General features: G+C 76.6%; 22 protein-coding genes and 1 pseudogene. 14 read left to right on the top strand and 9 right to left on the bottom strand.

All coding sequences use genetic code 11. The features are described 5' to 3' along the window. Positions 1-2659, top strand: a 2659-nt coding sequence (locus tag FHL80_RS12850; protein ID WP_138733806.1) for a diguanylate cyclase domain-containing protein, incomplete at its 5' end; no start/stop codon positions are given. Here the strand turns inward: FHL80_RS12850 and FHL80_RS12845 are convergent. Continuing rightward, entirely contained in the window at positions 2656-3258 is a 603-nt protein-coding gene (locus tag FHL80_RS12845) for a class I SAM-dependent methyltransferase (RefSeq protein WP_138733805.1), read from the bottom strand. The two genes, FHL80_RS12850 and FHL80_RS12845, sit on opposite strands and share 4 nt — an antisense overlap. Positions 3259-3275: 17 nt before the next feature. Here FHL80_RS12845 and larC point away from each other — a divergent pair, with 17 nt between their 5' ends. From larC to FHL80_RS12825, 4 genes and pseudogenes are all read left to right on the top strand, one after another. After that, positions 3276-4481, top strand: a complete 1206-nt coding sequence (gene larC / locus FHL80_RS12840; RefSeq protein ID WP_138733804.1) for a nickel pincer cofactor biosynthesis protein LarC — start codon at positions 3276-3278, stop codon at positions 4479-4481. A gap of 167 nt (positions 4482-4648) precedes the next feature. Next, entirely contained in the window at positions 4649-5248 is a 600-nt protein-coding gene (locus tag FHL80_RS12835; RefSeq protein ID WP_138733803.1) for a TMEM165/GDT1 family protein, read from the top strand. A 258-nt stretch (positions 5249-5506) separates the two neighbouring features. Then, positions 5507-6859 (top strand): annotated as a pseudogene (locus FHL80_RS12830) (diguanylate cyclase domain-containing protein); the annotation flags it as partial. A 15-nt stretch (positions 6860-6874) separates the two neighbouring features. Beyond that, positions 6875-7462, top strand: coding sequence for a GGDEF domain-containing protein (locus FHL80_RS12825; protein ID WP_138733801.1), 588 nt, complete (start codon positions 6875-6877; stop codon positions 7460-7462). Positions 7463-7479: 17 nt separating this feature from the next. Here FHL80_RS12825 and FHL80_RS12820 read toward each other — a convergent pair whose 3' ends face one another. Continuing rightward, on the bottom strand, positions 7480-8373 hold the full coding sequence (locus FHL80_RS12820; RefSeq protein WP_138733800.1) for a haloalkane dehalogenase: 894 nt from the start codon (positions 8371-8373) through the stop codon (positions 7480-7482). Positions 8374-8471: 98 nt separating this feature from the next. Here FHL80_RS12820 and FHL80_RS12815 point away from each other — a divergent pair, with 98 nt between their 5' ends. The 4 genes from FHL80_RS12815 to FHL80_RS12800 are packed head-to-tail and all read left to right on the top strand — an operon-like array spanning position 8472 to position 11998. Beyond that, on the top strand, positions 8472-9230 hold the full coding sequence (locus FHL80_RS12815) for a MerR family transcriptional regulator (RefSeq protein WP_138733799.1): 759 nt from the start codon (positions 8472-8474) through the stop codon (positions 9228-9230). Positions 9231-9276: 46 nt separating this feature from the next. Next, entirely contained in the window at positions 9277-10362 is a 1086-nt protein-coding gene (locus FHL80_RS12810) for an FUSC family protein (protein ID WP_138733798.1), read from the top strand. A gap of 38 nt (positions 10363-10400) precedes the next feature. Continuing rightward, positions 10401-11669, top strand: coding sequence for an MFS transporter (locus FHL80_RS12805; protein ID WP_138733797.1), 1269 nt, complete (start codon positions 10401-10403; stop codon positions 11667-11669). Then, entirely contained in the window at positions 11666-11998 is a 333-nt protein-coding gene (locus FHL80_RS12800; RefSeq protein ID WP_138733796.1) for a TfoX/Sxy family protein, read from the top strand. Before FHL80_RS12805 ends, FHL80_RS12800 begins: the two co-directional genes overlap by 4 nt. A 73-nt stretch (positions 11999-12071) precedes the next feature. Here the strand turns inward: FHL80_RS12800 and FHL80_RS26725 are convergent, their stop codons facing one another. From FHL80_RS26725 to FHL80_RS12785, 3 genes are all read right to left on the bottom strand, one after another. Then, the gene (locus tag FHL80_RS26725; protein ID WP_216870688.1) at positions 12072-12869 is read right to left on the bottom strand and encodes a methyltransferase domain-containing protein; all 798 of its coding nucleotides are present in this window, start codon (positions 12867-12869) and stop codon (positions 12072-12074) included. Between the two features lie 37 nt (positions 12870-12906). Beyond that, positions 12907-13557: a hypothetical protein gene (locus FHL80_RS12790; RefSeq protein WP_138733794.1), complete on the bottom strand. Its 651-nt coding sequence runs from the start codon at positions 13555-13557 to the stop codon at positions 12907-12909. An 87-nt stretch (positions 13558-13644) separates the two neighbouring features. Beyond that, positions 13645-15180: a glycerol-3-phosphate dehydrogenase/oxidase gene (locus FHL80_RS12785; RefSeq protein ID WP_246078648.1), complete on the bottom strand. Its 1536-nt coding sequence runs from the start codon at positions 15178-15180 to the stop codon at positions 13645-13647. 15 nt (positions 15181-15195) lie between these two features. Here FHL80_RS12785 and FHL80_RS12780 point away from each other — a divergent pair, with 15 nt between their 5' ends. Together FHL80_RS12780 and FHL80_RS12775 are read left to right on the top strand one after the other, a co-directional pair. Further along, positions 15196-16902 carry an FAD-binding oxidoreductase gene (locus tag FHL80_RS12780; RefSeq protein WP_138733793.1) on the top strand — a complete coding sequence of 569 codons (1707 nt, stop codon included), beginning with the start codon at positions 15196-15198 and terminating at the stop codon, positions 16900-16902. Between the two features lie 34 nt (positions 16903-16936). Beyond that, the gene (locus tag FHL80_RS12775; RefSeq protein ID WP_138733792.1) at positions 16937-17278 is read left to right on the top strand and encodes an STAS domain-containing protein; all 342 of its coding nucleotides are present in this window, start codon (positions 16937-16939) and stop codon (positions 17276-17278) included. A gap of 21 nt (positions 17279-17299) precedes the next feature. On the opposite strand, the gene FHL80_RS26720 is transcribed toward FHL80_RS12775, so the two are convergent. Continuing rightward, positions 17300-17431 carry a hypothetical protein gene (locus FHL80_RS26720; protein WP_281283476.1) on the bottom strand — a complete coding sequence of 44 codons (132 nt, stop codon included), beginning with the start codon at positions 17429-17431 and terminating at the stop codon, positions 17300-17302. Between the two features lie 66 nt (positions 17432-17497). Between FHL80_RS26720 and FHL80_RS12770 the strand changes: the two genes are divergently transcribed. Beyond that, positions 17498-18733: an arginine deiminase gene (locus FHL80_RS12770; RefSeq protein ID WP_138733791.1), complete on the top strand. Its 1236-nt coding sequence runs from the start codon at positions 17498-17500 to the stop codon at positions 18731-18733. Positions 18734-18742: 9 nt separating this feature from the next. On the opposite strand, the gene FHL80_RS12765 is transcribed toward FHL80_RS12770, so the two are convergent. Then, positions 18743-19489 carry a zf-HC2 domain-containing protein gene (locus FHL80_RS12765; RefSeq protein WP_138733790.1) on the bottom strand — a complete coding sequence of 249 codons (747 nt, stop codon included), beginning with the start codon at positions 19487-19489 and terminating at the stop codon, positions 18743-18745. Between the two features lie 46 nt (positions 19490-19535). Here FHL80_RS12765 and FHL80_RS12760 point away from each other — a divergent pair, with 46 nt between their 5' ends. After that, positions 19536-20090, top strand: a complete 555-nt coding sequence (locus FHL80_RS12760; protein ID WP_138733789.1) for a sigma-70 family RNA polymerase sigma factor — start codon at positions 19536-19538, stop codon at positions 20088-20090. A gap of 36 nt (positions 20091-20126) precedes the next feature. On the opposite strand, the gene FHL80_RS12755 is transcribed toward FHL80_RS12760, so the two are convergent. Together FHL80_RS12755 and FHL80_RS12750 are read right to left on the bottom strand one after the other, a co-directional pair. Continuing rightward, positions 20127-21116, bottom strand: coding sequence for a cytochrome c oxidase assembly protein (locus FHL80_RS12755; RefSeq protein ID WP_138733788.1), 990 nt, complete (start codon positions 21114-21116; stop codon positions 20127-20129). A gap of 49 nt (positions 21117-21165) precedes the next feature. Next, a complete protein-coding gene (locus FHL80_RS12750; protein WP_138733787.1) occupies positions 21166-22098 on the bottom strand; it encodes a DUF5926 family protein in 933 nt (310 codons plus the stop codon). A 109-nt stretch (positions 22099-22207) separates the two neighbouring features. On the opposite strand from FHL80_RS12750, the gene FHL80_RS12745 reads away from it, so the two are divergent. Next, positions 22208-23419, top strand: coding sequence for a cytochrome P450 (locus tag FHL80_RS12745; protein WP_138733786.1), 1212 nt, complete (start codon positions 22208-22210; stop codon positions 23417-23419). Positions 23420-23484 lie beyond the last annotated feature (65 nt).

The following is a 23484-nucleotide window of genomic DNA, read 5'->3' as shown; positions in this document are numbered from 1 at the left end:
GGCCGACACGCTGCGCGCCGAGCTGCTCGTCCGCCGGCTCCGGCTGGCCGGCTACTCGCTGCTCGGTGAGCCGCTGGTCGAGGGCGGCCCGGAGCAGGACGGTCCGCTGGACCTGCACGTCGGGGGCCGCGACGCCGCGATCCCGCCCGAGCCGCTGGACCGCGACAGCCGCTCGGAGTCCGCGACCCACGCCGCGCTGGCGATCGCCCTGGTCCGTTCCGCCCGGGCCGCCTTCGACGCCCAGGACGACGACCTGCAGCGCGCCGCCGGCCTGGTCCGGCACGCCCGCATCGAACTGCTCTCCCGGCGCGTCGACGCCGCGATGGACGAGGCGGTCGAGTCGGCCAGCCTGCTGGACCCCGCCCTGCCCGTCACCCCGCTGCTGGTGCACACGCTCAGCTCGCTGGCCGCGGTGCTCGCCGACCTCGAGCTCATGCCGCTCGCCCTGGACTACCAGTCCCGCGCCGCCGAGGCCGCCGCGTCGATGGCCGACCGTCCCGGCGACCGGGCCGGCGAGGTCGAGCGGCAGGCCGCGACCGTGCTCGCCGCCGAGGCGGCCACCCGGCTGGCCGCGCTGTGCACCGAGGTGGGCGAGAGCCTGCTGGACGACGGCAGCGTCGACGCCGCCGCGCCGCACTTCGGCCAGGCGCGGGCACTCGCCGAACGGGCGCTGGACCAGCTGCCGGCCGGCGACCCGGCGGTGCTCGACGCGCAGGTGGTCCGCGGCTGGGCGCTGGTGGGCGGCGGTGAGCACGCCGCTGCCACGGCCCTGCTGCGCGGTGTCGTCGGTGCGGCCGCGGCGTCCGCGGACCGGGCGCTGCTGTCCTCCGCCGAGCTCGGGCTGGGCCGGGCGCTGCGCCGCTCCGGCGAACCCCGCGCCGCCGACGACCACCTCGCGTCGGCGCTGGCCCTCGCCACCGAGCACGGCCTGCCCCGGCTGCGCCGGGCCGCGCTGCGCGAGCTGTGCACGCTGCACGCCGAGCTCGACGACGCCGCCCGCGCGCTGCCCTACCTGCAGGCCTACCTGGCCGACGAGCTGGACCGGGTCGACGAGCGGCGGACCCGCTGGGTCGAGCTCTTCGGCCGGCGCAAGAGCCTGCTGGAGACCGAGCGGGCCGCCGGGCAGCTGCGCCGGCAGGCCTACGAGGACGCGCTCACCCACCTGCCCAACCGCCGGTACGCCGAGGCGCGGCTGGACGGGCTGCTCTCCTCCGGGGCGGTGCCCGCCCTGGCCGTCGTCGACATCGACCGGTTCAAGGCGATCAACGACGCCGCCGGGCACCCCGGTGGCGACGCCGTCCTGCGCGCGGTCGGCCAGCTGCTGGTCGACGGCTGCCGGGACACCGACGAGGTCTGCCGCTGGGCCGGCGACGAGTTCGTCATCCTGCTGCCCGAGACGACCGCCGAGCAGGCCGAACGGGCGATGGAGCGGATCCGGCGCTCGATCGCGGCGCACGACTGGTCGGCGCTCGGGGTCGAGGTGCCGGTGCGGATCAGCGTCGGCATCGCCCAGGCCGCCCGCGGCGACGACCGGCGCACCCTGTTCGCCGCCGCCGACGGCGTCCTCTACGACGCCAAGCGGGCCGGCCGGGACCGCGTGGTCCGGCTGTCCGGGGTCACCCAGACCCGGGAGGTGGCGACGCTGGAGGCCGAACCGCTCGACACGGTGGCCCCGCCACCGACGAGGGTCCCGGACGCCCCTCCCCCGGCCGTCATCATGGAGACCATGAGCACCTCCCCGCTGGACGACCTGACCGACGACCGGGCGGCCGACCCGGCCGACGCGGCCGGCGGGTTCGCCCCTCTGCTCGTCGAGCCGGCCGGGGCGCCCATCGCCGTCGCCCCGGGTGCCGCCCCGGACGCCGAGGAGGCCCCGGTCCGGCCGCGGACGCCGCTCGACGAGCTCTTCGGCGGCCCGGCGGCACGCCCGGCCGGCCGGCGGATCGAGCCGGTGGCTCCGGAGCCCGCGCCCCGGGTGGCCGCCGCGGTCTCCCCGCCGGCCGCCCCGGCCCCGGTGACCCGGGAGCCGGTCCTGGCGACCGGCCCGGACGTCATCTGGGGCACCGGCCGGAGCACCGAGCAGGTGCTGGCGCTGGTCCGCGAGGCGCGCCGCGACCACCCCGACCACCCGGCGGTCGTCGTCCGGGCCGGCGCGGACACCCTGGTGGCCCTGGCCAGCGAGCACGACGCCTACACGACCATGGACCACGCCGCGATGTCCGCCGCCGTCGGGCCGGTGCCCGAGCCGGTCGGCCGGGTCGGCGTGCTGTGCGCGAGCAGCGGGGACACCCCGATCGCCGCGGAGGCCGCCTTCGTCGCCCGGGTCACCGGCACCGACGTCGTCCGGGTGGACGACGTCGGCGGCAGCCGGATCCGTCCGCTGCTGACCGACCGCTCGCTGCTCACCGACGTCGACTGCCTGGTCGTCGTCGCCGGCCTCGACGCGGCGCTGGCCAGCGTGGTCAGCGGCCTGACCGAGGTGCCGGTGGTCGCCGTCCCGACGTCGGCCGGCCAGGGCGCCGGCTCCTTCGGCGGGTTCAGCGCGCTGCTCACCATGCTGAACTCGGCCGCGCCCGGCGTGGTCGTCAGCAACATCGACAACGGCTGGTCGGCCGGCGTCTTCGCCGCCCGCATCGCCCGCCGCACCGCCCGGCACTAGTCCGGCCGGCGGCGTCCCACCACCGAGTGGACGTGCCAGTGCACCGGCCGGCCCGACGCCGTCCCGTCGACCTCCTGCTCCTCGCGGTGGACGACGTCCAGCCGGTCGACGAACCGGTCGACGTCGGCGGCGCTGAGCCGGGCCACGTCCGCGGCGTCCGCCGTCGCCCGGGTGCCGAACAGGTGGCAGGCCAGCCAGCCGCCCGGGACGAGGGCGGACAGCAGCAGCTCCCACAGCCGTTCCAGGTGCACCCCGGCGTAGGGCAGCGACCAGGCCGCGTGCACCAGGTCGACCGCCGGCAGCGCGTCGAGGTCGGCGAAGGCGGTGGTCCGGGTCGTCAGCCGCTCCGCCTGCTCCGGCGGCAGCCGCTCCCGGAGCAGGTCCGCGGCCGCCGGGTCGCCGTCTACCGCGAGCACCCGCCAGCCGTGGTCGAGCAGCAGCGCCGACTCCACCCCGGCGCCGGACCCCAGGTCGAGCGCGAGCCGGCCCGCGCCCTCCCCGGCGTGCGCCAGCAGGGTCAGGGCGAGCGGGCGCGGCGGCCGGTCCCGTTGCGTCGCGTTGTACCTGCCCCACGCCCCCGGTTCGTCGAACTCCCGCATGCCCGCATGATGTCCCGGTGACGATCGGGTGGCTGGACCTCTCCGCCGGGGCCAGCGGGGACATGCTGCTCGGCGCGCTGGTCGACGCCGGGGTGCCGCTGGCGGTGCTCACCGCCGCGGTCGCCGCGCTGCCGGTCGAGCCGGTGACCCTGACCCCCGAACCGGTCACCCGGCACGGTCTCGGGGCCACCCGGGTGCACGTGCACGCGCCGCCCAGCGACGTGCACCGCACCTGGGCCGACGTGCGCGGCATCCTCGCCGCCGCGGCCCTCGACCCCGTCGTCCGGGACGGCGCGCTGGCGGTGTTCGAGCGGCTCGCGGTCGCCGAGGGGCGGGTGCACCGGGTGCCGGCCGACGAGGTGCACTTCCACGAGGTCGGCGCGCTGGACGCCCTCGCCGACGTGGTGGGCGTCGTCGCCGGGTTCGCCTCCCTCGCGCTGGACCGGCTGGCCGCCTCCCCGGTCGCGCTGGGCAGCGGGTCGGCGCGCGGCGCGCACGGCGTCGTCCCGGTGCCCGGGCCCGCCGTCCTGGAGCTGCTGGCCGGCCTGCCGGTCGTCGCCGGGCCCGTGCCCGCGGAGACGTGCACGCCCACCGGCGCCGCACTGCTGGCCGCGCACGTCCAGGAGTGGACGACGCTGCCCGCCATGCGGGTCCGGCGGGTCGGCAGCGGTGCGGGCGGCCGGGACCCGGTGGAGCACCCCAACGTCGTCCGGCTGGTGCTCGGCGACCCGGGAGAGGACCCACCCGCGGCCGGGCTGCTGCTGGAGACCAACGTCGACGACCTGGACCCGCGGTTGTGGCCGGGCGTGCTGGCCGACCTGCTGGCCGCCGGGGCGTCGGACGCCTGGCTGACCCCGATCCTGATGAAGAAGGGCCGGCCCGCGCACACCCTGTCGGTGCTGTGCCGGCCCGCCGTCCGCTCCGCCGTCGCCGACGTGGTGGTCGCGGCGACCTCGACCATCGGGATGCGGGTGCAGCCGGTGCAGAAGGTCGCCCTCGACCGCGTGCAGGACACCGTCCCGGTGCTCGGCGGCCGGGTGGGGGTGAAGGTGGCCCGGTCGGCCGGCCGGGTGGTCAACGTCAGCGTCGAGTTCGAGGACGTCGTGGCCCTGGCCGGGGAGCTGCAGCTGCCGGTCAAGGAGGTGCTGCGCGCCGCCACGGCCGCGGCGCACCGGGCCCATCCGGGGGCATCGGCTAGGCTCCTGGACCGAGAAGGGGAGTAGCCCCCCGACCGCTGGTCGACATGCTGGCGCGCACGCGCGCCCGGTCAGCGGGCCCGCGCCGCCGCGGGTGGGCGAGACCTTCCGCCCTGCAGTCCACCCCGTTGGTGCGCTGCCGGTCGGAGGCGCCCCCCGCTCCCGCCCGGTGGCGCGAGTGAGAAAGAGATCTCGTGGTCCTCTCCGTCATCCTGGCCGCCTTCGTGCTGATCCTGCCCGTCGAACTGCCGGACAAGACCCTGTTCGCCACCCTCGTGCTGGCGACCCGCTTCCCGCCGCTGCCGGTGTTCGTCGGCGTCGGCGCCGCCTTCGGGCTGCAGGTGGCCATCGCGGTCACCGCGGGCTCGCTGCTCTCGCTGCTGCCCGAGGCGCTGGTCAGCGCCGTCGTCGCCGTGCTGTTCCTGATCGGTGCCGTGCTGCTGTGGCGGGAGGCCCGCAAGGGCGGCGAGGACGAGGAGGCGGCCGTCGAGGCGCGGGAGAACACCTCGTTCGTCCGGGCCGCCGCCATCTCCTTCGGCGTGCTGTTCGCCGCCGAGTGGGGCGACCTCTCGCAGCTGGCCACCGCCGGTCTGGCGGCCCGCTACGCCGAGCCGCTGTCGGTCTTCGTGGGCTCCTGGGCGGCGCTGCTGGTGATCTCCGGGCTCGCCGCCTTCCTCGGCCGCAAGCTCGCCGACCGGCTGCCGGTCGCCCTGCTGCACCGGATCGCCGCCGGCCTGTTCCTGGTCTTCGCCGTCGTCGCCGTCGTCGAGACCGTCCGCGCGCTGGCCGGCTGAGCCCCTCCGCGGGCTGACTCCTCGGGGTGAGGCGGAACGGGACCGGTCAAGGTCGTTCCCGGCCGGGCCGTTGCGCACCAGGACGGGCCCGGACCACCGGGCCGGCGAGCGGGGGACGGGGACGGGGACGACGAGATGACGGCGCCGACAGACCGGGTACGGACGAGTTCGCCGCGGGCCTCCGTCTGCACTCCGGAACCGGCCCCGCCGGTCCTCCCCGACCTGCGCTCCGCGCCGGCGACCGACGCCGAGCTCGAGGCGGTCGTGCGGGTGGCCGCTGCCGTCACGGGCATGCCGATGGCGACCGTCAACCTGCTCGACGACACCGCGCAGTTCCAGCTGGCGACCCTGGGGTTCCCGCAGCTGGTGACCCCACGGGCCGAGTCGCTGTGCGACCGGGCGCTGCGGGTCGGCGGGGTCTTCGCCTCCTCCGACCTGCGCGCCGACCCCCGCTTCGCGGCCAGCCCCTGGGTCGACGGCCGCCGGGACCGGGTGCGCGGCTACGCGATGGTGCCGCTCCCCCTCGACGGCGTGGTCGTGGGCACCCTGTGCGTCCAGTCCCGGGAGGTGCACGCCCTGGACCAGGACCAGCTGGACCGGCTGGCGGACCTCGGCGCGGTCGTGTGCGCGCTGCTGCAGCGGCACCGGGACAGCCAGGCGACCGCCGAGCTGGCCCGGGCGAGCGAGGCCGCGCGGGCCGAGCTGGCCGCGGCCCACGCCGAGCTCAGCGCCGCGCGCGCCTTCGACACCGCGCTGCTGGACTCGCTGCCCGTGGCGGTCGCCGCGGTGGACGCCGAGGGCCGGATCACCGCCTTCAACCGGGTCAGCCGGCTCTGGCACGGCAGCGACGGCGACCCGACGCTCACGCCGCAGGACCTGCCCCAGCGCTACGACCTGCGGACCGTCGACGGCGACCCGCTGCCGCCCGACCAGGTGCCGCTGATCCGGCTGCTCCGCGAGGGCCGGCTGGAGGACGTGCCGATCACCATCGCTCCGGACGGGCTGCCGTCCCGGCTGGTGTCCTGCAACGGTGACGCGGTGCGCGACCCCGCGGGCCGGCTGCTCGGCGCGGTGGTCACCATGGTCGACGTCACCGCCCAGCGGGAGCTGGAGGCCCAGCTGCGCACCGCCGCGCTGCACGACCCGCTCACCGGCCTGCCGAACCGCAGCCTGCTGGTGGACCGCCTGCAGCTGGGCCTGGCGGGGGCGGCCCGCAGCGGCAGCCCGCTCGCCGTCCTCTACTGCGACCTGGACGGCTTCAAGGCCGTCAACGACGGCTGGGGGCACTCCGCCGGGGACGCCGTCCTGGTCGAGGCCGCCGGGCGGCTCTCCGCGGCCGTGCGTCCCGGCGACACCGTCGCCCGCATCGGTGGCGACGAGTTCGTGCTGGTGTGCCCGGACGTCGACGGGCCGGTCGCGGCCGAGGTGCTGGCCGCCCGGGTCACCGACGCGCTGTCCGAGCCGCTGCGCTCGGGCCCGGCGACGATGCACGCCGTGGGCATCAGCGTCGGCTTCGCGCTGTCCGCGCCCGGCGCCACCCCCGAGACCCTGCTGACCGCCGCCGACGAGGCGATGTACCGGGTCAAGCAGGGGCGGCGCCACCCCCGCTGAGGTCAGGAGACAGACATGGACACCGTCAGGCTCGAGGAGTCCCAGGACGTCCTGGTGCAGACCGCGGCGGTCGTCGCCGCGCAGCGCCAGTTCGCCCAGCGGCTGCGTCAGCGGACGGTGCCGGACCCGCTGACCGGCCTCCCGGTGCGCAGCCTGCTCATCGACCGGCTGGAGCTGGCCCTCACGGCCGCCGGCCCGGAGAGTGGGCGGCTCGCCGTCCTCTGCTGCACCCTCGACGGCATCACCGCGCTGGAGGACCGGCACGGCGCGGCCGTCGCCGACGCGGCGCGCGCCGAGGCCGCCGGCCGGCTGGTCGCCGCGGTGCGCCAGGGCGACGTCGTCGCCCGGATCAGCGCGCAGACCTTCGTCCTGCTGTGCCCTGGCATCGGGGAGGCCACCGACGCCCAGCGCATCGCCGAGCGCGTCTCGCTGGCCTTCGACGAGCCGCTGCAGGCGGTCCCCGGGGTCGGCGCCCTGGTGCAGCTGAGCGCCGGGGTGGCGCTGTCCGGCCGGGCGTCGTCCCCGGAGTCGCTGATCGCGGCGGCCGACGAGGCGATGACCTCCCTCCGGCACGAGCGGCAGGGCACCGGCCGCCACGGCTGACCCGCCGGTCCACTTCCTCAGGCCAGCGTCGGGATCCAGTCGGCCAGGGCGCGCCCGATCTCGTCGGGTGCGTCCTCGGGCACGAAGTGCGCCGCCGGCACCGTGACCTCGGTCAGCGCCGGCCAGCGCCGGACCACCGTCCGCTGCCGGCCGACCAGGATCGACCCCGGGTCGGCGTTGACGAACAGCTTCGGGACGTCGGAGTGCGCGAGCCACTGGCCGTAGCGGTCGACGACGTCGTGCACGTCCGGCGGCTCGTGCTGGATGGGGATCTGCCGCGGCCACTCCAGCGTCGGCCAGCGGTCCTCCCGCGTCCGGAACGGTGCCCGGTACCGGTCGTGCGCCTCGGCGGACAGCCCGCGCAGCACCGACGCCGGCAGCACCTTCTCCACGAACACGTTCTCGTCGAGCACCTTCCGCTCGCCGTCGGGCCCCCGCATCGCCTGGAAGACCCGCTTGGCGTCCCGCGGCCAGTCTGCCCAGATCAGCGGGTTGACGATCGCCTCGGTGAAGGCGATGCCCCGCACCGCGGTCGGGTGGTGGGCCGCCCAGTCGAAGCCCAGGGCCGACCCCCAGTCGTGCAGCACGAACGTCACCCGCTCGGTCGCCTCGACGTGCTCGAGGAACTGCGCGAGGTACCCGGCGTGCCGGGCGAAGGAGTAGGTGCCCGGCGCCGGGTCGGCCAGCTTGCTGGACTCCCCCATCCCGATCAGGTCCGGGGCGAGGCAGCGTCCCAGGTGCTGCACGTGCGGGATGACGTTGCGCCACAGGTAGGACGACGTCGGGTTGCCGTGCAGGAAGACGATCGGGTCGCCGGTCCCCACGTCGACGTAGGCCATCTCCTGCTCCCCGAGCCGGACGCGCGATCGGGGGAAGGGGTCCTCGGCGGGTACGGGCGAGCGGTCGGCCATGCCCGGGCAGTGCCCGGACAGGTCGTCGTCCGAAACCGGGCTTGACCCTGACCCGACGTCAGGCTGTTCCGTGGTCCCCGTGGAGGAGAGGAGGGGCGATGAGCTGGACGGTGGGTGAGCTGGCCCGGCTGGCCGGGATCACGGTGCGCACGCTGCACCACTACGACCGGATCGGGCTGGTCCGGCCCAGCGCGCGCACGTCGGCGGGCTACCGCAGCTACGACGGGCGCGACCTGGACCGGCTGCAGCAGGTGCTGGTCTACCGCGAACTCGGCTTCCCCCTGGAGGAGGTCGGGACCCTGCTGGACGACCCCGACGCCGACCCCGCGGCGCACCTGCGCCGGCAGCACCGGCTGCTGCGGGACCGGCTCGAGCGCACCCAGGCGATGGTCGCCGCCGTGGAGAAGGAGATGGAGGCACGGACGATGGGGATCTCCCTGACCCCGGAGGAACGGTTCGAGCTGTTCGGCAACGGCTTCAGCGACGAGTACCAGGCCGAGGCCGAGGAGCGCTGGGGCGACACGGACGCGTGGGCGCAGTCGCAGCGCCGTACGTCGGCCTACACCAAGGAGGACTGGGTCCGGGTCAAGACGGAGGCCCACGACGTGCAGCACCGGTTCGCCGAGGTGATGCGGTCCGGCGCGACCGCCGACTCGGCTGCGGCGATGGACGTCGCGGAGGAGCACCGGCAGCACATCAGCCGGTGGTTCTACGACTGCCCGCCGGAGATGCACGCCGGGCTCGGCCGGATGTACGTGGAGGACGAGCGGTTCGCGGCCACCTACGAGCAGGTCGCCCCGGGGCTGGCGCAGTACGTGAGCACCGCCGTCCAGGCCAACGCCGGCCGGCAGGGCTGACCGACCCGGGTGCGGGCTCCGGCACCGGAGCCCGCATCCTGGCGGGGTGAGGCCGGCGATCGAACTGCTGCGGCAACCGTGGGTGCAGCGCGCGGTGCGGGCGGCGCTGGCCGCCGGGCTGGCCTGGCAGGTGGCGGTGCTCGTCCCGGCGTTCGCCGGCTACGCCTACTACGCCCCGCTGGGTGCGGTGATCGCCGTCCACCCGACCGTCGTCGACTCGGCCTCCGCCGCCTGGCGCACGGTGCTGGCGATGCTGGCCGGGTTCGGGCTCGCGGTGGTCGTCTCCGAGTTGACCCGGCAGGTGCCCGACGCCCTCACGATCGCGCTGATCGTCGCCCTGGCCATCGCCGTCGAGCAGTGGCAGCTCTGGCGGGAGGCGGCCAGCTGGGTCAGCTTCGCCGCGGTGCTCATGCTGACCGTCGGGGCGAGCGACCCGGCGGCCTACGCGGTCCGGTACGCCGGGCTCACCCTGCTCGGCGCCGCGATCGGCGTGCTGGTGACGACGCTGCTCTTCCCGCCCATGCAGCTCACCGTCGCCGTCCGGCAGGTCGACGCGGTCCGGGGGCTGCTCGCCGAGCACCTGGACCGGATCGCCACGGGGCTGCGCCGGAGCGAGCTGCCGGAGCCCGGCGAGTGGGAGCTGGCAGCCCACGACCTCGGTCTCGCGCTGGAGCGCATGCGGGCCGCGGAGTCCGTGGTCGAGCGGGCCCGCCGGGCCAACCCGCGCGCCCGCCGCTGGCACGGGACGGCGGACAGCATCCGCGAGCAGTCCCGGGCGCTGGACCGGGTCGCGGTGCTGGTCGACGACCTCACCACGCTGGTCGTGCAGTTCCAGCCGCACCGCCACGGGCTCGACCGGGTGGACGGCGCCACCGGCTGGGTGCTCGCCGACGCGCTGGAGGGGCTGGCCGGCGTCGTCCGCGTCCCCTACCACGCCACCGACACCGAGCCGGACGACCGCGACGCCGCCATCGACACCGCGGTCGAGGCGCTGGGCCGGCTGACGACGCTGCTGCGCAGCTCGGACATCGCCGACGACGAGGGCTTCTTCGCCCTCGGCGCGGTGACCGTCGGGATGCAGCGGTCGCTGCAGGCGCTGGAGGCCCGCGTGCGGTTCCCCCAGCCCGCCTGACCGCGGCATCCGCTGAGCCCGGCTAAGGTCTGCTCCTCGTGAGCCGCATCGGTGAGGTCCTCGCGCCGGTCCGGCTCGGCACCGGCTTCCGCTGGCTGCTGGCGTCGTCCTGGACGTCGAACCTGGGCGACGGGATCGCCCTGGCGGCCGGGCCGCTGCTGGTCGCCTCGCTGACCGGGGACGCGTTCCTGGTCGCCCTGGCCGCGACGGTGCAGTGGCTGCCGCCGCTGCTGTTCGGGCTGCTCGCCGGCGCGCTGACCGACCGGCTGGACCGCCGGCTCATCGTGGCGACCGTCGACGTGTGCCGGGCCGTCGTCCTGACCGTCCTGACCCTCGCGGTGGCGACCGACAGCGTCTCCGTCGTCGCGGTGCTCGCGGCGCTGTTCGTGCTGGCCACCGCGGAGGTCTTCGCCGACAACAGCTCGCAGACGCTGCTGCCCATGCTGGTCGCGCGCGAGGACCTCGCGGTGGCGAACTCCCGGCTGCAGACCGGCTTCGTCACGGTCAACCAGCTCGCCGGCCCGCCGCTGGGCGCTGCCCTGTTCACCGTCGGCGCGGCCTGGGCGCTGGGCGTCCAGGCGCTGGTCGTCCTGCTCGGGGCGGTGCTGGTGACCCGGGTCGTGCTCCCGCCGCGCGAACCCGACGACGGGCCGCGGCGGGCGCTGCGGCACGACATCACCGAGGGCCTGCGCTGGGTGCGGCACCACGCCGCGGTCCGGACCCTCGTGCTGACGATCACCATCTTCAACGTCACCTTCGGTGCCGCGTGGTCGGTGCTGGTCCTCTACGCCACCGAGCGGCTCGGCCTCGGCGAGGTCGGCTTCGGGCTGCTGACCACGGTCAGCGCCGCCGGCGGGGTGGCCGGGACGGCGGCGTACGGCTGGATCACCCGGCGGGTCAGCCTCGGCGACCTGATGCGGGTCGGCCTGGTCATCGAGACGCTGACCCACCTGGCGCTGGCGCTGACCTCCAGCCCCTGGGTGGCGCTGCCGGTGTTCTTCGTCTTCGGCGCGCACGCCTTCGTCTGGGGGACGACGTCGATCACCGTCCGGCAGCGCGCCGTGCCCCAGGCGCTGCAGGGCCGGGTGGGCAGCGTGAACCTGGTCGGCGTCTTCGGGGGCCTGGTCGTCGGCTCCGGGATCGGCGGGGTGCTCGCCCAGCACGGCGGGGTCACCGCCCCGTTCTGGTTCGCCTTCGCCGGCTCGGCGGTGTTCGTCGTGCTCATCTGGCGCTCGCTGCGGCACGTCGCGCACGCCGACGAGAGCCCCTTGCCGTCAGGGGCCGGCAGCGGGACCCTCCCGGCATGACCTACGACCGGGAGCTCGCCGACCGGATCCGCGCCGCGCTCTCCACCGAGCCGGGCGTGACGGAGAAGGCGATGTTCGGTGGGCTGGCGTTCCTGGTCGACGGGTCGCTCGCCGTGGCCGCCAGCGGGAAGGGCGGCCTGATGGTGCGCTGCGACCCCGCCCGGGCCGACGAGCTCACCGCCGCCGAGGGTGTGGCGCGCATGGTCATGCAGGGCCGCGAGATGGACGGCTGGCTGCGGGTGGCGGCCGACGTGGTGGACGACGAGGACGCCCTCCGCCGCTGGGTGGCCACCGGCCGGGACGTCGCCCGCCGGGTGTCCGTCGAGTGACAGCTGACGAAGGACCCCCTCGCCCCCCGTCCTTCGCGAGCTCAGGGCGGGACCCTGCGAGGGGGCCGTTCCATCACGTCACCTGGATGAGCAGCTCGCCGTGCAGCATGCCGAGCCAGCCGTCGTCGGCGGCCGCCCACTCGAGCCAGGCGGCGGCGATCGCGTCCAGCTCACCGGCGGACGCCAGGCCGTAGGCCACGGCCTGCTCGGCGAAGGACGACGCGGTCGCCCGTCCGGCCCAGGAGCTCCCCCACCACCTGCGCTCGGCCGGGGTGGCGTAGCACCAGGCCGACGTCGTGGCGGTCACCTCGCGCAGGCCGGCCGCGTGCGCCCAGGCGAGCAGCCGGCGCCCGGTGTCCGGCTCGGCGTCGTTGCGGCGAGCCACCTGCCCGTACAGCGCCAGCCAGCGGTCCAGCCCCGGGTTGGCCGGGAACCAGGTGGTGGCCGCGTAGTCGACGTCCCGGACGGCGACCAGCCCGCCGGGCCGGCAGACCCGGGCCATCTCCCGCAGCGCGGCGACCGGGTCGGTCAGGTGCTGCAGCACCTGGTGGGCGTGCACGACGTCGACGGAGTCGTCGGCCGCCGCGAGGGCGTAGACGTCGCCGACGGCGAACTCGACGGCCACCCCGGCCCGGTCGGCGGCCGCCCGCGCCTCGTCCAGCGGGGCCGCCGAGACGTCGAGCCCGACGACCCGCCCCGGCGCCACCCGCGCGGCCAGGTCGACGGTGATCGTGCCGGGGCCGCAGCCCACGTCGAGGACGTCCAGCCCGGCGCGCAGGTGCGGCGCGAGGTACCCGGCGGAGTTCTCCACCGTGCGCCAGCGGTGGGACTGCAGGACCGGGTCGGCGTGCCCGTGGGTGTAGGTGTCCACCGGGCGATCCTCGCGCATCGGTCCATTCAGTGGGAAGTCATTCCCATTCAGTGAGACCAGGCGGCGAGCCGGCGGCCCGCACGACGTGGCCGGACGCCTCGCCGAACGGCTCCAGCTCGAAGCCGAAGGCGGCCAGCACTCCGGCGATCGCGTGGTTCATGACCTCCTGCGCCGCGAGGTCGGCGGCGTGCCCGCGGACCCGGCCCAGCGCCATCCGGTCGTGCTGGGTCCAGGAGACGAGCACCCCGTGCTGACCCGGCGCGGGCGTCAGGCAGACCCCGCCCAGCTGCCGGCTGTCCGTGCGACCGGCGCAGTCGTGCAGCGGCAGCCCGGCCTCGGCCACCGCGGCGGCCACCTCGCAGACCAGCCCGGTCAGCGGGTCGGCGTCGTCGATGAGGGCGTCCCAGTCGTCGGCGAGCCGGTCGAGCTGGTCGGACAGGTGCGCGAGCCAGGCCCGGTCGTCCGGGGAGAACCGCGAGACCAGCATGCCGTCCTCGCGGCGGATGCCGTGCGCCGGGTACAGCGGCGCCACCTCGACGCCCGGCGAGGAGAGCTCGGCCAGCGCGGCGTCCAGCCGGCTGCTGAACGGCCCGGCGAGGACCCGCTGGTCCGCGTCGACCAACCACCAGGCCGACGGCACCGCAGTACCCGCCACCGGACCCGCACCGTGCCCACTCGACAGGCTCACGTCGCCACCCCCGTCCTGCAGTGACGCCCGTTCGTCCCCCTGCAGGACTGTCATCGGCACCACACCGCCGGGGTTGACCCGGACCGGTCACGCTTCGGAGCGGATCACCGCCGCGGCGACCTCCGCCGCCGCCGCCCGCTCGGCCCCCACCAGGCCGATCCTGGTCCGGCGGTCGAGCAGGTCGGCCACGGAGCGTGCACCTTCGGCGCGTACCGCGAACCTCAGCTCCCCCACCGTCTCCGGACGCCCCTCGACCACCGGTTCTCCCCCGAGCCCCCCGACCAGCGGCGCCTCGGTGCCGTACCGGCGCACCAGCCGCGCGGGAGCGCCCACCCGGGCCAGCGCCGGAGCCGGCGCGGCACCGACCAGCGGCAGCCGGGCGGTCGGTGACCGGCGGGCGCCCCGGCCCAGCCGGGCGACGACGGCGTCCACGGCGTCGGCCGCCATCGCGCGGTAGGTGGTCAGCTTCCCGCCGACCACGGTGAGCACCGGGCCGTCCCAGCTCAGCAGGTGCCGGCGGGACAGGTCGGCCGTCGCGTCACCGCGCCCGGCTCCCGCGGACGCGGGCAGCACGAGCGGGCGCAGTCCCGCGTAGGCGCCGACCACGTCGCGGTGCGTCAGCGGCACGTCCAGCACCTGGTTGACCGTGGCGAGCAGCTGCTGCACCTCCGCCGGCCCGGGCACCGGGTCGTCGTCGGGCACCGGCCCGGTGACCGGCTCGTCGGTGGTGCCGAGGTAGACCAGCCCGCGCTCCTGCGGCAGGGCGAACACGTAGCGGGACCGGGAGCCGGGCAGCGGCACGGTCAGCGCAGCCGTCGGCGAGCCCAGCAGCCCGGCCGGCAGCACCAGGTGCGAGCCCCGCGAGGGAACCAGCCGGACGCCGGGCGCCAGCCGCTGCGCCCACACCCCCGCCGCGTTCACCACCACCCGGGCGCGCACGGTCGTCGCGGCGCCGTCCACGGCGAGCTGCACCCGGTCCCCGTCGACCCCGGTGACCGTCGCCCCGGTGAGGACCCGCGCCCCGTACGCCGCGGCGGTCCGCGCCAGCGCGACCACCAGCCGGGCGTCGTCGGTGAGCTGGCCGTCCCAGAGGACCACGCCGCCGCGGCCCGCCCGCACGCCGGGCACCAGCCGGGCGACGGTCGCGGCGGGGACGCGCGACGTGCCGTGCAACGACCGGCGTCCGCCCGGCACCGACACCCGCACCGCGTCGCCCAGCCGGCCGCCGAGGGCCGCGAGCGCGGTGACGTCCCGCCCGGCGACGTCCGGCACGAGGAACGGCAGCCGCCGCACCAGGTGCGGCGCGGTCACGCCCATCAGGACGGCGCGCTCGCGGGCGCTCTCCCGGGCCAGTCCGAGCTCGCCGTGCGCCAGGTACCGCAGGCCGCCGTGCACCAGCTTGGACGACCAGCGGCTGGTCCCCGCCGCCAGGTCGGTGCGCTCGCACAGCGCCACGGTGAGCCCCCGGGCGGCGGCGTCCAGGGCCACGCCGGCCCCGGTGACACCCCCGCCGACGACCAGCACGTCGACGCCCGAGCAGGACAGGGCGGCCAGGTCCCGCTCGCGCTGCCGGGCGTCGAGCACCCCGGGCAGGTGGAGGTCCGTCGAGCGGCGCCCGGGCACCGGCAGACTGTAGCCGTGGCTGACCTCCCCGAACTCACCGTCCAGGGCTGGGGCCCCTCGGGCCACCGCGTCGCGACGGTGGCCGCCCGGGAGGGCGCCGTCTCCCCCGACGACGGCGTGCTGGAGCTCGCCCCGGACACCGGCGACAAGCTGCCCCGGGCCGCGCGCAAGCTGCTGGCCAAGGAACTGGGCTGGACGCCGCGGCCGACGCCGCCGGTGCCGGTGCGGGAGATCCGGCTGGCCCCCTCGCGGCTGCCCGCGGACGCCCGCGCCCGGTTCGTCGCGCTGCTGGGCGAGGACGCAGTGCTCGACGACCGGCCCTCCCGGCTCGGCCACGCCGGCGGCAAGAGCTACCTGGACCTGCTGCGCCGGCGGGAGGGGGACGCCAGCGACGCCCCGGACGCCGTCCTGCTGCCCGACGGCACGGAGCAGGTCGCCGCGCTGCTGCGGACCTGCGGTGACCTCGGCGTGGTCGTCGTCCCCTTCGGCGGCGGCACCAGCGTGGTCGGCGGCCTGGCCGGCACCGACGCCGACGACCGGCCGGTGGTCGCGGTCGACCTGCGCCGGATGGCCGGCGTGCGGGCGCTGGACGTGCCCTCCGCGCTGGTCACCGTCGGGCCGGGGATGCGCGGGCCGGCGCTGGAGGAGGCGCTGGCGCCGGAGGGCCTGACCCTCGGCCACCTGCCGCAGAGCTGGGAGTTCGCGACCCTCGGCGGGTACGCGGCGACCCGGTCGGCCGGGCAGTCCTCCACCGGGGTGGGCCGCTTCGACGACCTGGTCGCCGGGCTGACCCTGGCCACCCCCTCCGGGGTCCTCGAGCTGGGGACGCCCCCGGCGTCGGCGGCCGGCCCCGACCTGCTCGCCCTCGCGCTGGGGTCGGAGGGGACGCTCGGCGTCATCACCGAGCTGCGGCTCCGGGTGCGGCCGAGGCCACGGAGCTCGCACCACGAGGGCTGGTCGTTCCGCAGCTGGGCCGCGGGGCTGGCGGCGCTGCAGCGGCTTGCCCGGCACGACCTGCTGCCCGACGTCGTCCGGCTGTCCGACCCCGACGAGACCCGGGTCTCGCTCCGCCAGTCCGGCGGCCTGGGCGCCCGCGCGCTCCGCGGCACGCTGCGCGCCCGGCGGCGCGGCGACGGCTGCCTGCTGGTGGTCGGCTGGGAGGGGCTGCCGACGATCGTCCGCGCACGCCGGTCCGCGGCCTCCTCGGTGCTGCGGGACGGCGGTGCGGTGCGGCTGGGGAGCCGGGTCGGGAGGTCGTGGGTGCGGCACCGGTTCGCCGCCCCCTACCTGCGGGACCGGCTGCTGGACAGCGGGCTGCTGGTCGAGACGCTGGAGACGGCGGCCACCTGGAGCGCCCTGCCCGGGGTCTACGACGCCGTCCGCCGGGCGTTGCGGGGTGCGCTGACCGGCTCGGGCCGCCGTCCGCTGGTGATGACGCACGTGTCCCACGGCTACCCGACCGGCGCCTCGCTGTACCTGACGGTGCTCGCCGACCGGGACGACGACCTGCCGATCCAGCAGTGGCTCACCGCCAAGCGCGCGGCCACCGACGCCCTGCTGGCCGCTGGGGGCACCCTCACCCACCACCACGGCGTCGGCGTCGACCACCGGCCGTGGCTCGCGCAGGAGATCGGGCCGCTGGGCGTGGACGTGCTGCGCGCGGTCAAGCGGCGGCTGGACCCGCAGGGCATCTGCAACCCGGGCGTGCTGCTGCCCGACTGACGTTTCGGCACCTCCGGCGGGGTACCGGACCGACATGGCGCCGGACACCGAACCACGTCCGGACGGCGAGGTCGCCTGGGCCGAGGACGCGACCGGGCCGCTGCTGCGGTTCAGCGGCTCCATCGACCGCGAGGCCGTGCGCCGGTTCCGCCTGGCGGTGCCCCCCGCCTCCTGGCCGGCCCGCGCCGACCTGGGCGCGGTGACCACGCTCAGCGCGGCCGGGCTCGAGCTGCTGGTGCACCTGGCCCGCAAGCCGCGCCGGCGCGGTGGGGAGCTCGAGCTGACCGCGGTGCCCGAGCACCTGCGGCCGGTGCTGGCCCAGGCCGGGCTCTCCCGGCTGCTGCCCCGGACGAACGGCACCCCGACCACCGCCTGAGCGCCCGCCGCCCCGGCTGTCTCAGCTCCGCGGCGGACGGCGGACCGGGGGCAGCCGCAGGGCGAGCAGCCGCGACGTGCCGGCCGCGAGCAGCACCAGCAGCCACCGCGGCGGGCCGGCCGGGGTGCCGCGGCGCGGGTCGGGGCGGTCCACCGTCGTAGTGGACCACGGCCCCCGTCCGCGCTGGCCGACGAGCCCATGATCGACCAGGCTCGGGGTATGACCACTCTCGCCGCTCGCTCGGGCGTGACCAGCGAGGTGGGGCGGCTGCGCACCGTGCTGCTGCACCGCCCCGGAGCCGAGCTGCGGCGCCTCACCCCGCGCAACAACGACCAGCTGCTCTTCGACGGCGTGCCCTGGGTCGCCCGCGCGCAGGAGGAGCACGACGCGTTCGCAGCCGCGCTCACCGGCCGGGGCGTGGAGGTGCTGCACCTGGACCGGTTGCTGGCCGAGGTGATGAGCGTGCCCGCGGCCCGGGCGGAGGTGATCGCCGCCGCGGTCGACGACCCGCGGCTGGGCGCCACCCTCCGGCACGCGACCACCGCCCACCTGGCGGGCCTGGCGCCCGAGGACCTCGCCACCGCGCTGATCACCGGGGTCGCCCACGACGAGCTGCGCGGCGGCCGCGGCCTGGCCTACCAGCTGATGAGCCGGGGGGAGTTCGTCGTCCCGCCGCTGCCCAACCTGATGTTCACCCGCGACTCGTCGGTCTGGGTGGGCAGCCAGGTCGCGGTGACCTCGCTGGCCATGCCCGCCCGCGACCGGGAGAGCGCGCTGACCGCCGCGCTCTACGCCCACCACCCCCGCTTCGCCGGGGTCGGCCAGCTCTACGGGCCCCAGCTGGAGCACCTGGAGGGCGGGGACGTGCTGCTGCTGTCCCCCGGCGTGCTGGCCGTCGGCGTGGGCGAGCGGACGACGGCCGGGGGCGCCGAGCGGCTGGCCCGCCGGGTGTTCGCCCGGGGGCTGGCGCACACGGTCCTCGTCGTCCCGATCGCCCAGGAGCGGGCGACGATGCACCTGGACACCATCTGCACGATGGTCGACGTCGACGCGATGGTCATGTACCCGGCCGTCGCCGACTCGCTGCAGGCCTGGACGGTCACCGCCGGGGGCGAGCCGCCCGACGACGCGGACACCTCCGAGCTGTCCGTGGAGGGCCCGCAGCCCTTCCTGGTCGCCGCGGCCACCGCGATGGGCATCGACCGGCTGCGGGTGATCGACACCGGCCTGGACCCGGTGACCGCCGAGCGCGAGCAGTGGGACGACGGCAACAACACCCTCGCCCTCGCCCCCCGGCTGGCCGTCGCCTACGAGCGCAACACCGTCACCAACGCCGCCCTGGAGGCGGCCGGGATCGAGGTCGTCGCCATCTCCGGCTCCGAGCTGGGCAGTGGCCGCGGCGGCCCGCGGTGCATGTCGTGCCCGGTGCTGCGGGAGCCGCTGCCGGCCGGGTGACCCGGCCGGTCAGGCGGCGCGGCGCTCCCCCGCGGTCGCGGTGGCGTCCCGCGGCCAGTCGGCCGTGACGCCGACCGGCCCGGCCGCCGTCCCGGCCGGGTCGGGGCGCCGCCACGCGGTCAGCCGGTCCGGCCACGGCCGGGACGCCCGGGCCGGACCGCCGCGCGGCGCCCGGTGGCGCAGCGCCAGCGCGCTGACCAGGACGGCGCCGCCGAGCAGCAGCAGGTGCGCCACGGCGCGGTCGGAGTGCACGTGCCCGGCGCGCAGGTCGCCGAGGGTGACCCAGCTGAGCACGGCGGTGAAGGGCAGCAGGAACGGCAGCGCGCCCGCGGCCAGCCGGGGCAGGACGGCGACGACGAGGAAGCAGGCGGCCAGCCCGAGGTTCCACGCGCCGGTCTCGTGCGCGAGGTGCACCGGGGCGGCCATGCCGGTCATCCTCCCGGACAGCGCCGGGACGCTGACCGCGAGCTGCCCGGCACCGACGGCGAGCAGGACGAGCCGCAGCCCGGCGTCCCAGCCGTGCCGGCGGCGGCGGGCCGGGGCGACCGGCAGCCGCGCCAGCACGGCGGCGGTCACGTCCGGCACCGGTTCCGCCGGGACCAGCCGGGCCCGCCGGGTCACCGCGGCGGCGGCGTCGGCCCAGCCGCGGCAGGCCGCACACCCGTCGAGGTGCTCGTCGACCCAGCGCTGCGGCACGCCCGGCGACTCGCCGTCCAGCGTCGCCGAGACGGCCTCACGACATGTTGCACAGCCCACGCTGGCACAGTCGCCGCCGACGGACGCGGAGTTCCCGGAGGGTGACGTGGAACAGCTGGAACGTCTCGCGGCTCGGGCGGCCGGCGGGGACACGGCGGCACAGGCCGCGCTGATCAGGGAGACGCAGGCCGACGTGTGGCGGCTGTGCGCCCACCTCGCCGACCGCCAGGTGGCCGAGGACCTCACCCAGGAGACCTACCTGCGCGCGCTGCCGGCGCTCGTCCGGTTCGAGGGCCGGTCCTCGCTGCGCACCTGGCTGCTCTCCATCGCCCGCCGGGTCTGCGCCGACCACCTGCGCGCGAAGAAGCGGCGGGGGCTGGTGCTGGTCGGCGAGGACACCGACCTGGCCGCGCTCGACCGCGACACGCCTCCCGACGAGGTCGCCGGCACGGTCGCCGCCCAGGACGTCCTCGACCGGCTGGAGCCCGAGCGCCGGGAGGCCTTCGTGCTCACCCAGCTGATCGGGCTGCCCTACGCCGAGGCCGCCGAGGTGGTGGGCTGCCCGATCGGGACCATCCGGTCCCGGGTCGCGCGGGCCCGCGCCGACCTGGTGCAGGCGCTGGTCACTGCCGACCACCCCCGCAGCCGCCGCCCGTCCTGACCTGCAGGGCCGTGTTGGCCAACAAGGCCCCTCGGGTCAGGGGTTCGGGGCGGCCAGCCGGCGGAGGCGCTCGTTGTAGGCGGTCAGCGCCGGGTCCTCGCCGCTCTCCCCGCGGGCGACCGCCCGGTCGTGGGCGCGGTCGGCGGCCCGGTTGGCGCGCTCCTCGCTGCGGGTCCAGGAGAAGAAGACCACCGCGAGCACGAGCACCGTCGGGAACTCACCGAAGGACCAGGCGATGCCGCCGGCCGCGCCCTGGTCGTAGAGCGGGTCGATGCCCCAGGACGCCGGCGGGTTCGCGTAGCTGGACAGCAGCAGCGTGTTGCTCATGATCACGATGACGCCGAAGAAGGCGTGGAACGGCGCCGGCAGCAGCAGCTCCAGCATCCGGCCGCCATGGCTGGAACGCCGCGGCCACGGGTCGACCGCCAGGATCGGCCCGAAGAACAGCAGCCCGGTCATCAGGAAGTGCAGCAGCATGAACGTGTGCCCGGGCGTCGACGCCATCAGGTCGTCGAAGACCGGGGTGAAGTAGACGCCGTAGAGGCTGGCGATGAACAGCGGCACGGTGAACAGCGGCGAGGCGACCGCCTGCGCCGGCCGGCTGTGCAGGCAGCTCAGCAGCACCCGGCGCGGCATGCCCGCCGGCCCCGGGACGGCGGGGAGCCCGCGCAGCGCCAGAGTGACGGGCGCGCCCATCAGCAGGAACAGCGGCGCGAGCATGGTCAGCACCATGTGCTGCACCATGTGCAGGCTGAACATGCCCATGCTGTAGGTCTGCAGGCCGCTCGCGGTCACGTAGGACAGCGACGCGCAGCCGACCAGCCAGGCGGCGGTCCGCCCGACCGGCCACGGCACGCCGCGCCGCTGCAGCCGCCACAGGCCCAGGCCGTAGCCGACCGCCAGCAGCACCCCGAGCCACGCGACGGGCGAGGCGGACCCGAGGTCCAGGCCCAGGACCCGCCCCGCGGTCGGCGGCAGCTCCGGCAGGTGCATGCCCCCCATGCCGCCCATGCCGTCGTGGTCCACCCGTCGTCCCTCCCTCAGCCCTGCGGTACGGCCCCCACGGTAGGCCGCTTCAGCGCAGTGTGACCTGCCGGGACAGCAGCCCGGCGCGGGCCCGGCGCTGGTCGGCGGTCAGCGGGTCGGTCACGGCCAGAGCGGCCTCCAGCCGCGACTGCAGCCCGGCCGACGGGCCGGCCCACTCCGCGCCCGGGACGTCGGCGGGCACGTCCCAGACCGGGACGACGAGACCGTGCGCGCGGAACGCCCCGGCGTAGCGGGTGCCCTCCCCCAGGGTCAGCTGCTCGGCGGCGGAGAGCCGGGCGAGCGCGTCCAGCAGCGGCTCCTCCGGCTCCGGGCGGACCCAGCGGACGTGCGCCCGCTCGTCACCGGGGCGGCACCAGTACGCGGCCTCCAGCCCCTCCAGCCGCACGGTCGGCATGACCATCTCGTTGGCGTGCGCCAGCCCGGCCTGGGCGGCGGGGTCGACGGTGGCGCCCTCCAGCCAGAAGCCGAAGTCCTCGTGCACGGTGACGTCGAAGGGAGCGCTGGGGTCCAGCAGCTCCTGCAGCCGGGGCCCGGCGGAGCCGGCGGCGCCGATCGGGCCCGGGTCGACCGGGGCGCCGGCGGGGGCCTCGAGCGCGGCGGCGAGCGACGTCCCCAGGTCGCGGCTGATGTCGTCGGAGGAGGTGGCCAGCTGCAGGCCCAGCAGGATCTGGCCGTTGGCCCGGACCAGCGCCGGCGTGCCGCCGGGGAGCACGCTGGCGAGCAGGACGTCGGTGCCGTCGGTGGTGCGCAGCGTCGCGGTCGCCGCCGGGACCAGCTCGCGCAGCGCCACCCAGTCGGGCTCACCGGTCAGGCCCTCGAACGGCCGGCGCACGGGCGGGGCGTAGCCGGAGCCGTGGCAGTGCTTGTACCGGCGGCCGGAGCCGCACGGGCAGGGGGCCTTCGGGTTGACCTCCCCGGCGGCGGGAGCGGCAGCGGGGCGGCGGGTCGTGGTGCGGGCCATGGGGTCAGGGTAGACAGAGGACCCTCTCGCCCCCCGCCCCTCGCGAGCTCCCGGCGGGCCCCTGCGAGAGGGCCGGGAGCGCGGGGATCCGCCGCATAAGCTCCGCGAGGTGACGCCGGCTGCTGCGCCTCTCGACCTGACCGACCCCGCCGTCATCGCCGACCCGTACCCGGCGTTCGCCGCCGCCCGCGCCCGGGCCGCCGTCCAGTGGCACGAGGGGCTGGGCATGTGGCTGGCCCTCGGCCACCCGGAGGTCAACGCGGTGCTGCGGGACCGCCGGCTCGGCCGCATCTGGTCGGACAAGGCGCCGGCGGAGCGGTTCGAGAGCTTCAACCTCATCCACCGCAACGCGATCCTGGAGATGGAGCCGCCGACGCACACCCGGCTGCGCCGGCTGATCAGCGCGGCGTTCGCCCGCGGTCACGTCGAGCGGTTGCGGCCCTGGGTGCAGGAGCTGGCCGACTCGCTGGTCGACGAGCTGGCCGAGCGCTCGGCCGGGCGGACCCCGGTGGACGTGCTGTCCGGGATGAGCGAGGAGCTGCCGGTCGCCGTCATCGCCGAGCTCCTCGGGGTGCCCGAGGCCGACCGCCCGCTGCTGCGGCCCTGGTCGAACGCGATCGTGAAGATGTACGAGTACGGCCGGACGACGCAGATCGAGGACGACGCCGAGCGGGCCGCTGACGCGTTCGTCCGGTACCTGCGGGCGCTGGCGGCCGAGCGGCGGCAGGCGCCCGGGGAGGACCTGCTGACCCACCTCGTCACCGTCCGCGACGCGCAGGGCGACCGGCTCACCGAGGACGAGCTGGTGACCACCTGCATCCTGCTGCTCAACGCCGGCCACGAGGCGACGGTCAACGTCAGCGGCAACGGCCTGCTCGCCCTGCTGGAGCACCCCGCCGAGCTCGAGCGGCTGCGCGCCGACCCGGGGCTGCTGCCCACGGCGATCGAGGAGCTGATGCGCTTCGACTCGCCGCTGCAGCTCTTCGAGCGGACGGCCACCGAGGACGTCGAGGTCGGCGGCGCCACCGTCGCGCGGGGCCAGAAGATCGCCGCCCTGCTGGGCAGCGCGAACCGGGACCCGGCGGTGTTCGCCGACGCCGACACCCTGGACGTCGGCCGCGCGGACAACCCGCACATCTCCTTCGGCGCCGGCGTGCACTTCTGCATCGGGGCGCCGCTGGCCCGGGTCGAGCTGCAGGCCTCCTTCGGCGCGCTGCTGCGCCGGACGACCCGGCTCGAGCTCGGCGCCCCCGCCCGGCGACGTCCGGAGTTCGTGATCCGCGGCCTGCAGGAACTACCGGTCGTCCTCACCGCCAGCTGAAGCGCCTTTCGGCCCCCTCGCAGGGCCCCGCCGCGAGCTTGCGAGTGGTGGGGAGCGAGGGGGTC

The organism is Modestobacter excelsi (genome assembly GCF_005930495.1).
GTDB classification, from domain to species: Bacteria; Actinomycetota; Actinomycetes; order Mycobacteriales; family Geodermatophilaceae; genus Modestobacter; species Modestobacter excelsi.
The sequence above is the reverse complement of the archived record's forward strand: the minus strand, read 5'-3'. Positions and strand labels throughout refer to the sequence as shown.

Coding starts and splice junctions, on each gene's coding strand:
- FHL80_RS12845 (WP_138733805.1), bottom strand. CDS start 3,258: ATGCGGGAGTTCGACGAACCGGGGGCGTGGGGCAGGTACAACGCGACG.
- FHL80_RS12825 (WP_138733801.1), top strand. CDS start 6,875: ATGGACACCGTCAGGCTCGAGGAGTCCCAGGACGTCCTGGTGCAGACC.
- FHL80_RS12820 (WP_138733800.1), bottom strand. CDS start 8,373: ATGGCCGACCGCTCGCCCGTACCCGCCGAGGACCCCTTCCCCCGATCG.
- FHL80_RS12815 (WP_138733799.1), top strand. CDS start 8,472: ATGAGCTGGACGGTGGGTGAGCTGGCCCGGCTGGCCGGGATCACGGTG.
- FHL80_RS12800 (WP_138733796.1), top strand. CDS start 11,666: ATGACCTACGACCGGGAGCTCGCCGACCGGATCCGCGCCGCGCTCTCC.
- FHL80_RS12775 (WP_138733792.1), top strand. CDS start 16,937: ATGGCGCCGGACACCGAACCACGTCCGGACGGCGAGGTCGCCTGGGCC.
- FHL80_RS12770 (WP_138733791.1), top strand. CDS start 17,498: ATGACCACTCTCGCCGCTCGCTCGGGCGTGACCAGCGAGGTGGGGCGG.
- FHL80_RS12750 (WP_138733787.1), bottom strand. CDS start 22,098: ATGGCCCGCACCACGACCCGCCGCCCCGCTGCCGCTCCCGCCGCCGGG.